Here is a 15,696-nt window from a genome sequence, read left to right as displayed (position 1 = left end):
AGCCCGGCAGAATGCCGGATGGCGCTGTCGGCGAGCAGGGGGGACTGTTTCAGGCCGCTCCTGTTGCAATCCTACGATTGTCCCGAGAGATAGCTGTTCGTCAAAAGAGAGTGCAGGGAGGGGGAGGTGTTGCCGTGCACACCCTCCGGCCGAATTCGGGGTCGTCTGATCCCCAGCCAGCCAGCCTCTCGAGCCTCCTTCGGGGTCATGCCGAATTCGCGCCGGAACGTCCGGCTGTATGTCGATGCGTCGAGGAAACCCCACTCCTCGGCGATCGCCGAGATGGTGCGCCTGTCCGTCTCGTCGGCGAGGATGTCTCTGGTGCGCAGCAGACGTTGACGCCGGATGGTGTTGGAGATGCCGCCCGAGGGCTCGAAAATCCGGTAGAGCCTGGATCGCGAGACGTTCAGGTCTCGGCATAGTTTTTCCGGCGAGAGATCGTGATCGGCGAGTTGTGTGGCGATGAGCTTGTTGGCGCGCGCCATGATCACGGCATTGATCGGCCCTTCCGCTTCGAAAATGTGATTGCGGGACGGGACTATGCATGCGGCAATCAGATTGATCGTCGCAATGGCGATATACTCGGCATCGCGCTCCGTTCGATCGGGAAGCGAGCGATAGAGGAGCTGGACGTAGTCGGAAATGAAGGTCGCCATCTCCGGGCGGATGGTGAGATCGAAAGGCTGCGAGAATGCAAAATCCCGTGGAAGGAAAAGCGAAAGGACGCCATCGTCCTCGGCCTGGTCTTCATGCGGCGCGCCAAGGCACTGCCAGCGTAGTTTTTTGGCCTGCAAGGATCCTCCGTCCGAGGCAAGCCTGAACGGGACGCTCAGCACCCAGTGGTCGAAAACGGGGTTCTTCTTGCTGCTCCAGCGCCGTCGATAGCCGTTGCCGCGACAATCCAGCGATAGCAGCGTTAAATTGCCGAGCTGCCAGATCCGCTGGCGGGCGGCAAAAGTTTTGAATTTGTTCCGCAGGAGCGTAATGTCCACAACACCGGCGTTCCAGGTTCGGTAAAAATCGAACTGTTCAGCCGGTGGCGCCAAGGACGTGTCGAGGTCGATGGCGCACTTTAGAGGGATCTGTTCGGCGTTGCCCGCGGCGGTTTGAGTTTCTTGCTGCATGGCCATCCCTATCGTGTGGCCTCTGGCGATTGGCCGAGGAAATTGCTGATCAGAAGATGGGGATCGATGAGGCGGAGTGTCCTGTCTATTCCCGCGTTCATGATCAACTCCTGATCCCGTGGCGCCGCGCTAAAAGCGCCCTCTGTCACCGCTATGGAACCGGCCAGACGTCATTGAAGCCAACCTTTCCACCTCTGGGTAAAATGCATTCAAGCCAAGAACAAATGGTGTGAAACTGGAACACCTGTATCGAATGATCGCTGTGAGTCTAATCTCACCATGGGATTTGAACATATGCAGCCGGTCCCAATTATGGGTGCTGCATCCTCTTGCTGCTTGAACAGGCGGCTATTGGCCGACGGATTGGCAACCCCCGTGCTTTCAGCACTATGCGAGACGGAGCGTTCATCCGCACTGCCGGTGAGCGCATCACGCGTTTTGAGCTGGCGTTCGCGGCAAATTTAGTTTGAGCCCCTCCAGCGGGCTCAAAAATCCGATAGAGGCGCAAACGGGAAATGCCGAGGTTTTGCCGGTATCACTACCGGGGCGCGAGCCTTGCATCGATCGGATGCTGCGCCTCTTCCAGCTTTTCGCTGCAAAGGGAGAGTGTTGCGGCGATGAGGAAACTGGAGAGATTGCGTTGTCTCATCTGAGTGACATTGCATTGAAGGAGGATCAAATAATCTGCACCGCATGGAAGTAACGATAGCGGGGAGGGGAGCAAGGCCTCCCAACTTCTGTTTCCCGGGCTTATTTCATGCTGCCTCGCGCACAAGCCGCTCGGGCGCGTGACTACTCGCCGGCCATGCGCAAACTTTGGAAATATCGTTGATTTTTGGGGTGGGGCTCTGGCTGCAACGTCGGATTAGAGACGCAGCGCATGGGTTTGGGACATGCGACTGATTGTACTCCGAACGATATTTGCAAAAATGCTTCGTCGCAATGCTGCGATCCCGCAAGGGGGAAAGAGTTTGTTTCGGAGAAAGAAAATGAAAAAAGTCGCTGTTGCTGTGGTCTGCGCCATGCTTGTCGCAAGCTGTACCTCGAACGAACAGCGCGTGGCGGGAACGACCGTCGCCGGTGCCGCGACCGGCGCCGTTATCGGCGGCATTGCCAATGGACGCCGTGGCGCTTTGGTCGGCACCGCAATCGGTGGTGCTACGGGCGCAATGGTCGGCGTGGCCACCAATCCTCGCGAGTGCTGGGCACGGGACCGGTGGGGTCATCGCGTCCGCGTTCGTTGCTGATGTACCGCCGACCGATAGCGCATAACGTCTAGCCTTTTGCGAGCGAAGCCCTTCAGAATCGCGTCGGCGGCAGCATTCGCGCCGCCGACGGCAAGGCATGATAAAACAAAATCATCGGTTGTGAGGTATGGAGGGCAATCGCACATTGGAATAGCATTGTCCTTGGCCGCCACGGTTTGTGGTTGGCGCGCCCAGGGAACATCGACATCATGAACAGCCGAGCATTGCTTACCCCCCTCTTCATTATCGCGATCGTTGCGCTTATATCCGCCTTCAAGATTGCGGCCGCCGTGTTTGCTCCCGTGGCCGGGGCGCTCTTCATCATCGCGCTCGTCTGGCCGTTCCAGAAGAACCTGCAGCGTTTTCTACCGAAACTGCTGGCTCTGGCGCTGGTGGTCGCGACCATCGTCCTGGTCTTCGTCGTGCTCACGTCGATCGCCGCCTGGGGATTTGGGCGCATCGGCCGATCCGTGATTGCAGACAGCGCACGGTTCCAGGTGCTTTACAGCCAGCTCGCCGACTGGCTCGACGGTCATGGTATTGCCATTGCCGGTATGTGGGTCGAGCATTTCAACGTCGGTTGGTTGCTGCGCATGCTGCAAGGTGTGACCGCGCGGCTGAACACGACGATCTCGTTCTGGATCGTCGTTGTCGTCTATGTCCTGCTCGGACTGCTCGATACGGAGGCCATCGCCCGGAATATCCGCAGGGCCCTCTCCGCCGAAACCGCCGATGCCGTGATCGGTGGTGGCGTGCTCACGGCATCCAAGCTGCGGCGCTACATGCTTGTCAGGACGGTCATGAGCGTTGCCACCGGCACGCTCGTCTGGGCTCTTTCCGCCGCATTCGGGCTTCGGTTCGCTGCCGAATGGGGTGTCATCGCCTTTACGCTCAACTACATCCCCTTCATGGGGCCATTCGTGGCGACACTCCTGCCAAGCGTCTACGCTCTTGCGCAGTTCGGCTCGCCGGAAGCGGCCATCCTGATCTTTGCCGGTCTCAACGTCATCCAGTTCGTCATCGGAAGCTATATCGAGCCGAGAGTGGCGGGTTACGCGCTCGCGATGTCGCCCTTCCTGGTTCTCTTCTCGGTCTTCTTCTGGTCGTTCATCTGGGGCCTGTTCGGCGCGTTCATCGGCGTGCCGATCACCATCATGATCCTGACCTTCTGCGCGCAGTTCCCTTCGACGCGATGGATCGCCGAGATTTTCGGGGCGCCCGCTGCCGCGGAAAACGAGCAGTCGGGCTAGTCCGTTCCGGCTTGTGGATTGGTTGCCGCCGGGCAGGCTCGAGATGGTGCGCTTGCGCGAAAACGTGGCCGACCCCATGGGCGTGGTGTTGGCCATGTCGATGGCAAGCTGCACCCCGCTCGTGATGGGAAGCCACCGCAGACGCGTCCGGGCCGCGCAGCGCGTACACCCATTCGAGCCGGCGACAGAGATCGCAGGAGCCACAGGGCGGCGCCGACCAGTGCCGGCCTCTTCACAAAGCATACAAGGACGGCAGTGGCGTTCCTTCGATTGCCGTCACCGCCACGGGCCAGGCTCCGCGATCAGCGTTAATCCAACCGACGCCATGCGCGATCAGATCGATTCCTAGGAATGCGCCGATCACCCAACTGCTGGTCGATGGATGTCTCGTCAGAACTGGAAGGCCGATCTCCGCGACCCCGCGCAGATGGCAGCGATCGCGAGCACGGCGATCCTGACGATCGTGGCGAGGGCACCGTCGGCGAGGACGAAGGCACCGGCAAGGGCAAGGGCGATGCCGATGGCTGCGTTGATCCCGCGCGAGGAACGGGGTTGCTCTGCGGTGGATCGGCGCATCATCACCCGGTCCCTTCAGCGAGCCTTGGTGAGGAGCCTATCGGCGGCGAAGCCGATGGACGTCGATGACGCGGCCTGTACGGGAGCTGAGCGCGATCTCGAAGGTGCTGTTGCCGCGCCTTGCGTGATAGATGTACGTGCGGCCCCTGCAGTCGATACGGCGGACATCGCGGAAGCCGCGGTTGCGAATGAGCTGCTGGCCCTGCCTGCAGGTAATCGCGCGGCCGAAATTAAGGTTGGAGCCGACGTGGATGCTCACCTCTAGGGCATAGGCCGGGGCAGGCAGCGACACTGGCAAAATCAGGCTGAACGCGAGAGCAAATGCCGACCATGTGTTTTTGCGCATCTTCTTTCTCCATCGATGAAAAGCTTCGCGATGATAGGTTTCGCTTCCGGCGCCTTGTCAAGGCGTGGTTTTCTGGCATCCCCGTTTTCGGGACGCGATGCCTATTTTTAGGAATGAATTCATCAAGGCGCGGTTGCCGGACAAAGACGTAACGATACAAAAAGGCGCCAGTTGCCCGGCGCCTCTATCTCACTGATTGTTCACCTGTCAGGCCTGATCGACCGGCAGGGTTACGAACCGGGTGCTGCCGTCTGCTTCCAGCTGGAAGAGAGCGTGCTTGCGACCGCCTTTGCGGGCCTCATCGAGGACTTTCCCCGCATCCGCGGCGCTGACGACTTTCCGGTTGTTGATCGAGACGATCTTTTCTCCACTCTTGAAGCCCTGGTCGGCCGCGCTGCTGTCGGGGTCGACATCCGTCACGACGAGACCGGATTGATCGTCGGCCGGCGTGACGGTAAGGCCAAGCTCCGTCATTTCGGTCTTTTCGGAGGGCACCTGCTGGTCGCCGCCCTGGTCAGCGTTCGCGGCGACGTCGTCGCTTGCCGTCTCGCCCAGCGTGACCGTTACGGTCTGGGCCTTGCCGTCGCGAACCAAGGCAACCTCCGCCTTGACCTGCGGGCCGAGGGCCGCAATGCGGCGCGACAGGTCGCGGGCGTCCTTGACCGGTTGGCCATTGACGGCCGTGATCACGTCACCTTGCCTGATGCCGGCTTTCTGGCCGGGTGAATCTTCCTGGGGAGCGACGACGAGTGCGCCGGCTGCGTCCTTCAGGCCGAGGGAGTCTGCGATATCCTTGTCGACGGGCTGAATCTGCACGCCGAGCCATCCGCGGTCGATCTTGCCGTCCTTGATCAGGCTGGCGACGACGCCCTTGGCCGTGGAAGCGGGGATTGCGAAGGCGATGCCGACATTGCCCCCCGATGGCGAGAAGATCGCGGTGTTGATGCCGACGACGTTGCCGGCGAGGTCGAAGGTCGGGCCGCCCGAGTTGCCCCGGTTTACGGCCGCGTCCACCTGGATGTAGTCGTCATAGGGACCCGAGCCGATGTCGCGGCCGCGGGCAGAGACGATACCGGCGGTGACGGTGCCGCCAAGGCCGAACGGGTTGCCGACCGCAACGACCCAGTCACCGACGCGGACCTTGGAGTCGTCCGCGAACTGGACATAGCTGAATTTGCGCTTGTCATCGACCTTCAGCACGGCGAGGTCGGTGCGGCTGTCCTTGCCGATCAGCCTGGCATCCAGCTCGGTGCCGTCGTTCAGCACGACCGTATAGGCCGAACCGTCGGCGACGACGTGATTGTTGGTGACGACATAGCCGTCTTCCGAGATGAAGAAGCCGGATCCCTGGCTGGTCGGGCGAAGATGGCGGGGGCGGCCGCCGTTCTGCTTCGGGTCGCCACTATCGCGATCAGCCCGCTTTTCGGCTCCCTCATGCTGCTGGCCGGATCTTTTATCGCCGAACTCATGAAAAAAGCGCTTCAGCGGATGATCTTCGGGGAGCTGATCGAAATTCCCGCCGCCGAAATTGCCGGAAAAGTCGCCGGCATCGCTGGATACGCGCTGCACATCGGACTTGACGCGTATGGAGACCACGGCGGGCGAAACCGAGGAGACGACATCGGCGAAGCTCGGTGCCTGCGATGGGGTGACGCTGACGGGAGCAGCGAAGGACTGAGCGACCTGTGCCGGAATTCCGGTGGCAAACATGACCGCCGCAAGACCGGCCACGGAGGCGGTTTGCAACGTGGTTTTCAGTGAGGGGCGAGTGGGAATGCGCATGGGGACGAACTTTCCTTTCAAGCTGGCTCGTACCGGGATCGGTTCGGCGAATGAGAAAGGTATGTACGAGTCCAGGTTACGTCCGCATGGAGGAAGGGTGAAACATTGGTAATGCGTCACGACCTGTGAGCCCGCCTGACGTCGTTTATGGAGCAGCGTGACGTCCGGTTCTTAGACGGGCTGATTTGCCCTGTCGTTTCATTGGGCTACAGCACGATAACCCGGGCCCCGTTGCGAACGGTGGCGAAGAGCTCCAGGATATGCTCGTTCAACATTCGGATACACCCGGAGGACGCGGCCTGCCCGATACTCCATGGCTCGTTGGTGCCATGGATGCGGTAAAGCGTATCCTGGCCGTTTCGATACAAATACAAGGCCCGTGCCCCGAGAGGATTTTGCGGGCCGCCAGCGACGCGCACCGGCAGGTTCGGGTTGCGGCGGCGCATGTTGGCCGTGGGAGTCCAGCTTGGCCACCGGGCCCTTCGTCCGACAACAGCTTCGCCGGTCCATCTCTGCCCGTCCCGGCCGACCGAGATGCCGAATCGAAGTGCGCGGCCGGTGTCTTCTATGTAATAAAGGAACCGTTCCTGCTTGCTGATGAGGATCGTCCCGGGAGCCTCACGCCCCGAATATGCAACCACCTGGCGATGGAAGCGGGCCGGAAGAAGCGACTTGTCGACCAGGGGAATGTCGAATGGCTGCTCAGGAATCCTGCCGATATACCAATCCCGCTGGGAAGCCTGTCCCGAACCGGAGAGGGCGAGAAGGGACAACATCCCCCCGAGCATCGATCGCCTGTCTAACAAATGTGCCATGCGCGTCCTGGTCTGACCGTTTCGATTGGCCCTAATCGACGAATTGCTCCCGCGAACCGCCTTGCAGCCGGTGCCGGTTTCTCTTCGTCAGCCGGGCCGGGTAAAGCCGAGGTCGTCACGGATGACCGTGCCGGGACCGATCGGCAGCACTTCGGCATCTGCGATATCCAGCTTCTCGAAGTTTATCTTGTACTTCCACACCGTTTTCAAGAAATCCTCGAACGCATTGATAGTCAACTGCTCGCCGGGACAGCGCCGATACCCGAAACCGAAGGGCGCAAAACCGGCATGGTCGCAAACCGGCAACGCTTTGCCGTCCGCCACACCGAACACGGTTCCGAAAGCGCTGTTGTCGAGCGAGACCTTCCGCCCGTCTTTTACGGGAAAGCTCGCATTTTCGAACGGACAGCGCGCCATGCCGATACGCTTGACGTGATTTTCGTCCGCCTGGGCGCTGGTCGGTACCGTTTCATACCGGGCCGGATCGAATGCCGCGGGCTCCTTCCAGTGAACGGGATCGTGGCTTGTCGATGTATGGGGACTGATGATGTAGCCCGAACGCTCAAATGCCGGCGGCGTGGTCTCCTGCAAGGAGGAGATGCTTCCGCCGTTCGGCGAAATGACACGGAAGAGTTCCATGACGTAGCGCTCGAGCGGCGTAAAGGAGGTGGCTTCGCTGGCCTGATCGAAGGAACCCTCCATCGTTTTCCTGAAAGCGTCGCGCGTATCGGTATCGCCGGTCTCGGCGCCGAGCCTCAACATGACGTTGTAAAGGGAGTTACCCCACTGGCTGAAAGCCACGAAGTTGTGGAAGCATTCGAACACAACATCCTTGTGCGCGAAATTCTCATCCCCTTCGCCGTTCTTGAGCCAGTACCATGCGAATGTCTTTTCCGCATCGGGCGTCTTGCCGGTCTCGATATCGGCCAAGCGCTCCTCGATCCACGTCTTCAGAAAGTCGAGGTCGTCGCGTACGGACATGTAGTTCTCGTAGACGACGCGTTGCGTGGGGTCGAGATAGGCCAGCACCGTGTTGAAACTCATGCCGATCCGGCGGACCTGCAGTGGGAGCGCATTGCCCTTGACGCCCAGATGCAGGTCCCAATACATGTCCCAGAAGGTGTCGAGATAGAGCCGCATCAGCGGCTTGCCCGCATTGTTCTTCGAGAAAAGCCCTTCGAAGAATGCCGTCACCTTCGGGCTGTAGGCGTCCTGGTAGAGGTCGGGCGTGACGGCGCTCATGTAGATGCGCTTGCGGCGGTTGTCGGGGCCGCGCTTGTCGAGCCCCTGCAGGAAAACGGTCACGCCCTTCTCGGGAGCAGGTCTCCAGCTTTTGCTTATCAGGCCCCACAGATATGTCGGGAGCGCATTTTCTTTCGACAACGTCTCGTCGATCATCGGCAGCATCGCGCGCTCGCCCTGATACACGCTGACAAGGAAGAACGGCAGGATCGCATTGTCGACGTATTGCTGGTCGAAATCCTGGGAGAAACGGGCGCGCAATTCCGCCGCCGCATTTTCAAGCTCCGAGATGGCGAGAGGCTGACGCGCGCCGTCGGATGATTGGGAGAAGGCAGACTGAGCGGACAGGCCGGCTGCGGCCGTTGCGCTTCCGGTCAGAAACGTACGTCTCTTCATATCAGGCTCCCTCGTGTTAATGGACAGGGAAGGTATAGTCCTCGCGATGGGCGAAAAAAAACTGATCAGGCCGGGATTTTACCGCAGCAAAGCCAAAAAGGGATGCGTCGCACAAAGGCAGGATAAACTGCATATGCTGCCGCGATCATGAGAGCCTGACCGCGGCCAAGGAGTCGGCGGCCAGATGCATCTCTTCTGCCGGCATCGATATGGGTCAATCCGGACGGGCGAATCGCATAAAACGGTCACACCCGGCATCGTGCTCACCGGATGACGCAGTCTTGGAGACCATGATGTCAGAAGCGCCCACATGGTACGCCCGCAGATACAACTCCGTCGTGGCCCGAACCCGTGAGACCGACCCCGATGCGGAGTTTCATATCCGGCAGATCGGCGCGCAGAACCATGCCTCGCGCTTGGCAACCATCGACTATGGCGACGCGTTCGTCCTCGACCTGCAGGATAAGGGCGGCATCGCAATGTCAGGAGCGATTCATGACCAGGCGTTGACGGCAGTGTTTCTCTGGGGGGAGGGCACGACCTTCAACGGGGAGAAGAGCGAGATACCACAACTGCGGATCATCGGGCCGGGAACGGAATTCAGTCTGGAGATGCCGGGTCGTTATCGCCTCATGCGGATCGGGCTGCGCGGCGAGGCGCTTGCTTCATTGCGCATGGCATCGGCATCTCACTCGGATCGTCAGCACCGCCTGATGCCGGGAGTGCACCAGCCGCGCCTGGCGCCGGGAACGGAAGTGGAGCTCCAGCAGAAGCTGCTGCGGACCGCCGGATTCGCCGAGGCGGCCGCGCAACGCGGCCACGACCTTCGCGCTGCCCTGGCGGTTGCTGCCAGCGAGGCGGGAACCGCGCTCGCGCAGGTTCTCACGCATGCGCAGTGGCCACCTGCCCCAAGCCTCAGTTCCCGTGAGCGGCGCGATATGGTCGATGCCACTCTCGCCATCCTGGAAGCGAACCCGTCCAGTCCTGTTTCGGTTGGAGCTGTCTGCGAGGTTCTGAACGTCGGGGAGCGCACGCTGGAGCGTGCCTTTCAGGAATGCCTCGGGGTCAGCCTCCGTGCCTATGAGCGGGAACGGCGCCTGCGTGGCGTTCACGGCCTTATCCTTGCGGAGGGAGACCGTCTGTCGATCACGGATATCGCCATGAGCTTCAGCTTCTGGCATCTTGGCCGCTTTGCCGGAGCTTATGCCGCGCTCTTCGGGTGCTCACCCAGCGAGACGCGGAGGCGCATTTGGGAGAGCAGACCGCAAGACCCATGAAGGGTGCCGGGCAACCGACGGTTCCGCCGATTGGGCAATCATCGGCAAGTGGATTTCTCTGACGGGCGATATCTCTGTCTTACTTCTGGCGATGGTTCGGTACGTTTACCGACGGTTAACCCTATCCTGTCCGCACCGCTCCACGCTGGTGCAGAACCGCTCTCCGGTCACCCTGCCTGTCGGAAAGTGGATAGAGTTTCCCTTGCATTCGGGAAACTCTGAGGACGCGATCTCGTCGCATCGACTGGTTCCAGAACGAACTCAACTCTCGGGCCGTCCATGAGATCGGCATCGTCGCGAATGACAGAGGGCAGACTGATGTTCGACCATCCTCCCACACACGGCCACCGTGCCCATCCGCACGCATCCAGGCGCGGAAATTCCGACATCACCCCAACTCTCGAACCCGTCGGAAGAAAGGCCCAGGGCACAAAGCCCTCTGCCGGGGCCTGCACGGCGTTGGCGGGATAGGATCTGCCATGGACGCAAGACTGCATTCGGCCGGCGTTCCGATCGATCCTTTCGCCAATGAGCCCCTCCGTTGCACTATCGACACGGACACCTCGTCGCATCCGCCTGCCGACCAGTTCGGTTTTTTCCAGACCTGGTATGCCGGATTTGCCAATGTCCAGCTTCTCCGGGCCGACGGCCTCTCATTCCCAGCCCGCCAGCAGGTATGGCAGCTGGGAGACCTGATCTTGAGCGCCACGCGGCTTCCTGGCTGCGGCCTTCGATGGACCCATCGGAAGCGACCTCTTCTGGACCATTGGATGCTCGACATACCATTCTCGCAAACTCCTGACGGCGGCATGGTTCCGGGAAGCCCCGGCATAACATGCCTGGCAGCGCCCGATGAGAAGGTGACTAACGACGATCTGCTCATCACGCTGTTTCTGCCGCGAACATGGTCGGCGGCGCATCCTTCAAGTATTCAGGTGGACAGCGCCGCGTTGAATTTCCTGGCTCAGTACACAGTTCTGTTGCACCGCTCTCTTTCCCATTTGAGAGAGGGAGACTTGCCCCATATCGTTACCGCGACGGCCAGCCTTCTTTCTGCGGTTCTCATGTCCTGCGATGATCCTCCCGCAGCGGCGCATGGGGCGTTGGATGCCATTGCTGCAGCACGGATCACCAGGGTCATCGCGCAAAGACTGGCCGACCGCGACCTGACGCCGGATAGGCTCTGCCGGGCAGCCGGCGTCTCGCGTTCCTGTCTCTATCGGATCTTCGAACCGGCAGGCGGGGTGTCCAGCTACATCCGTCGCAAGCGGTTGCTCAGAACACGCGACATCCTCGCAGATCAGTCGGATCGCAGAACGATCGCCAGCATTGCCGAGGGGTGGGGCTTTACCGAAGCCTCGGCTTACAGCCGGATGTTCAAGAAAGAGTTTGGCATGTCCCCGAGCGAGGCGCGCGATCTTGGCTGGAAGGGCGTCAAACACTCGTCCTGGCTGAACGTCGAGTGGCCGGGCGGCCGGGAATGTGTCCTCAGCAACCTGCTGATCTACAATACTCTAGGGTTATCGCTTTCCCCGATGCGGTAAGCCCCATGGGTCATGCAGGCTGGAGCGTGACGTCCCTGCAAGCGGCGCGCCGGGAAAGTCCTCGGGCACGGCGCAAAGATGGGCTGGCACTACGCAAGGCAATGGCCGAGACTACAACGAGTGCGCCCTCGCGCGGTCCTCGGCTGTTTGTCGCCGACGGAACCTGCTGGCTGGTGCCGTGATTTCGATGGGCCGCCCTGGTCCAATCACGGCCGGAGGCGAACGCTTCTGCCGGACCACCAAGCATAAACGCTTCAGAAAGCGCCCTGCCATGCTTCAGGGAGGGGGATTTTTCAGGAGTCAGGCCGTTCTCCGCTCCCCATATGGCTGCGTTTGATTTGGCCTGCATTCGGGTCCCTCAGCGCCAATGCTTTTCACAAAATATGCTGAGTTTGGAATGTGTGTCTTTGATAATCTACTAAAAACATAGAATATAAATACAACGAATAGCGAGGGACGAGCGTGAAAATCCTGGGTATTTCCGGCAGCGTCAAGCGGCCATCGCGCACGCTTCATATCGTGGAGCGCATTGTTGCCGCAATCGGACAGACGGCGGACGTCGAAGCCGATCTCATCGATCTCGCCGATGCCGCGCCGGTGCTGTTTCGGGCACTGCGTGCCGATCAGCTCGACGAGGCCGGACGTGCGATCATCGATGCGGTCGAGGCTGCCGATGTACTCGTCGTCGGCTCGCCGGTCTATCGGGCCTCCTATACGGGCGCACTCAAGCATCTCTTCGATCTTGTCGATTTCCGCGCGTTGCAAGGCCGGCGTGTGATCCTTGCCGCAACGGGCGGCACGCCGCTGCACGGTCTGATGCTCGAGCACCAGTTTCGCCCGCTTTTCGGTTTCTTCGGCGCCGTCACCGTGCCGACGACGGTCTACGCCGTCGAGGCCGATTTTACGGAATACACACTTTCGAACCCGGCGGTCGAGGCGCGCATCGCACGCGCCGTCGCCGATCTCTTCGACCTTCTGCCCGCCACGGCCCTTGCCGCCGGCGAAACCCACCCGACCCTTCGCGTCGTTGCGCGCGAAACGGTCGCCAACTGACATCAGGAAAGAGGAGTATCCCATGACTGAACAGAACAGGGACGCCGTGAAATTCGCATACTGGGTGCCGAATGTCTCCGGTGGCCTCGTCATTTCCAACATCGAGCAGCGCACCAGTTGGACGATCGATTACAACCGCAAGCTCGCCCAGATCGCCGAAGCGAGCGGCTTCGACTATGCGCTGAGCCAGATCCGTTTCACCGCGGGCTACGGTGCGGAATTCCAGCACGAATCCGTGGCCTTCAGCCACTCGCTGCTTGAGGCGACGAAGACGCTGAAGGTCATCGCCGCAATCCTGCCCGGCCCGTGGAACCCCGCACTCGCCGCCAAGCAGATCGCCACGATCAATCATCTCACGAACGGCCGCGTCGCCGTCAATGTCGTCAGCGGCTGGTTCCGTGGCGAGTTCCATGCGATAGGCGAGCCATGGCTCGACCATGACGAGCGCTATCGTCGCTCTGAAGAGTTCATCCGCGCGCTGCGCGGTATCTGGACCGAAGAAAGCTTTACCTTCCGCGGCGATTTCTATCGCTTCAACAACTATTCCCTGAAGCCGAAGCCGATCGATCCGCAGCCGGAAATCTTCCAGGGCGGCTCGTCGCGTGCAGCACGCGACATGGCCTCGCGCGTGTCCGACTGGTACTTCACCAACGGCAACACGCCGGAGGAAATCGCCAAGCAGGTCAATGACCTCAGGGCGAAGGCGCGGGAGAACAACCACTCGGTCAAGGTCGGCGTCAACGCCTTCGCCATCGTGCGCGAGACCGAGGAGGAGGCGAAGGCGGTGCTCGCCGAGATCATCGAGAAGGCCAATCCCGAGGCGGTCAACGCCTTCGGCCACGAGGTGAAGAATGCCGGAAAAGCCTCGCCGGAAGGCGAGGGCAACTGGGCGAAATCGAGCTTCGAGGATCTCGTCCAGTACAATGACGGCTTCCGCTCCAACCTCATCGGCACACCCAAGCAGGTGGCCGAGCGCATCGTGCGCCTGAAGCGCGCCGGCGCCGATCTCATCCTTCTCGGTTTCCTGCATTTCCAGGAAGAGGTCGAGTATTTCGGCAAGCACGTCATCCCGCTGGTGCGTGCGCTGGAAGAGGCCGAGGAAAACGCCGCGATCGCGGCCGAATAAGGCAAGAGCACAAACGCAGCGGCGGCCCGGCCGCCGCTGACTGCAACGCGAGCACGAGCGTGTCCGCGAAGGAAAACCTGTGCCCGCTGGGCGATGGACGGAACGAACCATGTCGGCATCGAATTTTCTGCTCGTGGGCCTCGGCAGCGAGGTGGCGATCCCGCCCGATATCGCGGAGCATCTTGCGCTGCGCAGTGCGCGCGCCGAGCCGCAAACGGCGCGGGCAGACCAAGCTCTCGCGCTTGAACTGAGCGGGATCGATCTTTCTTTCGGTGGCGTCGTCGCCCTCAAGGATGTGGATCTGGCCGTGCGTCACGGTGAGATCCGGGCGATCATAGGCCCGAACGGCGCCGGCAAGAGCTCGCTCATCAACGTGATTTCCGGTGTCTATCGGCCGGACCGCGGCCATGTCGCGATCGACGGTACGGCTTACCGGCCGGTCCCCACGCAGAAGCTGGCCAAGCTTGGCGTCGCCCGCACCTTCCAGAACCTAGCTCTGTTCAAGGGGTTGAGCGTGCTCGACAATGTGGCGGCTGGCCGTGCCTATGCCGGACGCGCGAACTTCCTGAGCCAGATCATCGGCCTGCCGGGCGCCCGCCGCGAACAGACGGATGCCCGCGAGCGGGCTCGCAGCATCATCGATTTTCTGCACCTGACGCCTTATCTCGACCGGCTTGCAGGCACGCTGCCCTATGGTCTGCAGAAGCGGGTCGAGCTGGCAAGGGCGCTTGCCGCCGAACCGCGCATCCTGCTGCTCGATGAGCCCATGGCCGGCATGACGGCAACGGAGAAGAACGAGCTGGCCGACTATGTTCGCCTCGCCCGAGACGAATACGCCATCACCGTCGTGCTGATCGAGCACGATGTCGGCGTGGTCATGGGCTTGTCCGACCGCATCGCCGTGCTCGACTACGGCCGCAAGATCGCCGACGGCACGCCGCAGGAGATCGCCAGCGACCAGCGCGTCATCGACGCCTATCTCGGCGTTCCGCCTGAAAACGAAGGCGGGGAGGGCATCTGATGGCCGAATTCGACTGGCTTTTCTTCACCGAGGTGCTGATCGGCGGGCTTCTCTCCGGCGTCATGTACTCCCTCGTCGCGATCGGCTTCGTACTGATCTACAAGACCTCGGGCGTGCTCAATTTCTCGCAGGGCGCACTTCTTCTGTTCGCCGCACTGACCTTCGTCAGTCTCACCGAGCGGGGCGTGCCTTTCCCCGCCGCTTTCGCCATCACCTTCGCGGCAATGGTGGCCATCGGCATCGCTATCGAGCGCACGGTGCTGCGCCCGCTTACCAACAAGCCGCCGATCACGCTCTTCATGGCCACCCTCGGGCTGTCCTACATCATAGAAGGTGCCGCACAGCTCATCTGGGGCACGCAGGTGCATGGTCTCGATCTCGGTATCGAGGACATTCCCTTCGATGTCGGTGGCGTGTTCATCAGCCAGTTCGACATCTTCGCCGCGATTGTCGCCGCTGGCATGGTGGCGGCGCTCTCGGCCTTCTTCCGCTACACCCGCATCGGTCTCGGCTTCCGGGCGGTGGCGGATGACCAGTTCGCCGCCCTTGCCGTGGGCTTGAAGCTGCCCTGGATCTGGGCAAGCGTCTGGGCGGCCGCCGGCCTCGTCGCGCTGGTCGCCGGCCTGCTCTGGGGCGCTCGCCTCGGCGTGCAGTTCTCGTTGTCTCTGGTGGTGCTGAAGGCACTGCCGGTGCTCGTTCTCGGCGGCTTCGATTCCATTCTCGGCGCCATCATCGGCGGCCTGCTGGTCGGCGCATCCGAAAAGCTCGCCGAGGTCTATATCGGCGATTACTTCGGCGGTGGCATCGAGGGCTGGTTCGCCTATGTCGTGGCGCTCGCCTTCCTGCTCGTCCGCCCATCCGGCCTGTTCGGCCAGAAGCTCGTGGAAAGGGTCTGAC

General features: G+C 61.3%; 14 protein-coding genes. 8 read left to right on the top strand and 6 right to left on the bottom strand.

All coding sequences use genetic code 11. The annotated features are described in order from the left end of the window. Positions 1-71: 71 nt before the first annotated feature. Positions 72-1,124: a helix-turn-helix domain-containing protein gene (locus MUO32_RS00300; RefSeq protein WP_257946244.1), complete on the bottom strand. Its 1,053-nt coding sequence runs from the start codon at positions 1,122-1,124 to the stop codon at positions 72-74. A gap of 989 nt (positions 1,125-2,113) precedes the next feature. Here MUO32_RS00300 and MUO32_RS00295 point away from each other — a divergent pair. Then, on the top strand, positions 2,114-2,371 hold the full coding sequence (locus tag MUO32_RS00295; RefSeq protein WP_257946243.1) for a complement resistance protein TraT: 258 nt from the start codon (positions 2,114-2,116) through the stop codon (positions 2,369-2,371). Positions 2,372-2,580: 209 nt separating this feature from the next. Beyond that, complete coding sequence (locus MUO32_RS00290; protein WP_257946242.1) at positions 2,581-3,621, top strand: AI-2E family transporter; 1,041 nt, start codon at positions 2,581-2,583, stop codon at positions 3,619-3,621. A gap of 390 nt (positions 3,622-4,011) precedes the next feature. Here the strand turns inward: MUO32_RS00290 and MUO32_RS00285 are convergent, their stop codons facing one another. The 5 genes from MUO32_RS00285 to MUO32_RS00265 form a co-directional block, all read right to left on the bottom strand. Further along, the gene (locus tag MUO32_RS00285; RefSeq protein ID WP_257946241.1) at positions 4,012-4,200 is read right to left on the bottom strand and encodes a hypothetical protein; all 189 of its coding nucleotides are present in this window, start codon (positions 4,198-4,200) and stop codon (positions 4,012-4,014) included. A 34-nt stretch (positions 4,201-4,234) separates the two neighbouring features. Then, positions 4,235-4,543 carry a hypothetical protein gene (locus tag MUO32_RS00280; protein WP_257946240.1) on the bottom strand — a complete coding sequence of 103 codons (309 nt, stop codon included), beginning with the start codon at positions 4,541-4,543 and terminating at the stop codon, positions 4,235-4,237. Positions 4,544-4,750: 207 nt separating this feature from the next. Continuing rightward, entirely contained in the window at positions 4,751-6,325 is a 1,575-nt protein-coding gene (locus MUO32_RS00275; protein WP_257946239.1) for a Do family serine endopeptidase, read from the bottom strand. Between the two features lie 206 nt (positions 6,326-6,531). Beyond that, entirely contained in the window at positions 6,532-7,101 is a 570-nt protein-coding gene (locus tag MUO32_RS00270; RefSeq protein WP_257947131.1) for a L,D-transpeptidase, read from the bottom strand. A 126-nt stretch (positions 7,102-7,227) separates the two neighbouring features. After that, positions 7,228-8,778, bottom strand: coding sequence for a hypothetical protein (locus MUO32_RS00265; protein ID WP_257946238.1), 1,551 nt, complete (start codon positions 8,776-8,778; stop codon positions 7,228-7,230). A gap of 293 nt (positions 8,779-9,071) precedes the next feature. On the opposite strand from MUO32_RS00265, the gene MUO32_RS00260 reads away from it, so the two are divergent. The 6 genes from MUO32_RS00260 (at position 9,072) to MUO32_RS00235 (ending at position 15,695) form a co-directional block, all read left to right on the top strand. Continuing rightward, positions 9,072-10,055, top strand: a complete 984-nt coding sequence (locus MUO32_RS00260) for an AraC family transcriptional regulator (RefSeq protein WP_257946237.1) — start codon at positions 9,072-9,074, stop codon at positions 10,053-10,055. A 479-nt stretch (positions 10,056-10,534) separates the two neighbouring features. Continuing rightward, positions 10,535-11,599 carry a helix-turn-helix domain-containing protein gene (locus tag MUO32_RS00255; protein WP_257946236.1) on the top strand — a complete coding sequence of 355 codons (1,065 nt, stop codon included), beginning with the start codon at positions 10,535-10,537 and terminating at the stop codon, positions 11,597-11,599. Between the two features lie 462 nt (positions 11,600-12,061). Beyond that, a complete protein-coding gene (gene msuE / locus MUO32_RS00250) occupies positions 12,062-12,652 on the top strand; it encodes an FMN reductase (protein WP_257946235.1) in 591 nt (196 codons plus the stop codon). Positions 12,653-12,674: 22 nt separating this feature from the next. Then, positions 12,675-13,778 (top strand): dimethylsulfone monooxygenase SfnG, encoded by a 1,104-nt coding sequence (gene sfnG, locus MUO32_RS00245; protein ID WP_257946234.1) that lies wholly within the window; start codon positions 12,675-12,677, stop codon positions 13,776-13,778. A 109-nt stretch (positions 13,779-13,887) separates the two neighbouring features. Next, entirely contained in the window at positions 13,888-14,799 is a 912-nt protein-coding gene (locus MUO32_RS00240; RefSeq protein WP_257946233.1) for an ABC transporter ATP-binding protein, read from the top strand. Continuing rightward, positions 14,799-15,695, top strand: coding sequence for a branched-chain amino acid ABC transporter permease (locus tag MUO32_RS00235; protein ID WP_257946232.1), 897 nt, complete (start codon positions 14,799-14,801; stop codon positions 15,693-15,695). The genes MUO32_RS00240 and MUO32_RS00235 overlap by 1 nt, the downstream gene beginning before the upstream one ends. Position 15,696: the final 1 nt, after the last annotated feature.

This window comes from Shinella sp. CPCC 101442, assembly GCF_024704725.1.
Taxonomy (GTDB): Bacteria; Pseudomonadota; Alphaproteobacteria; order Rhizobiales; family Rhizobiaceae; genus Shinella.
Note: the sequence above shows the minus strand (reverse complement) of the source record. Positions and strands in the feature narration are given on the sequence as shown.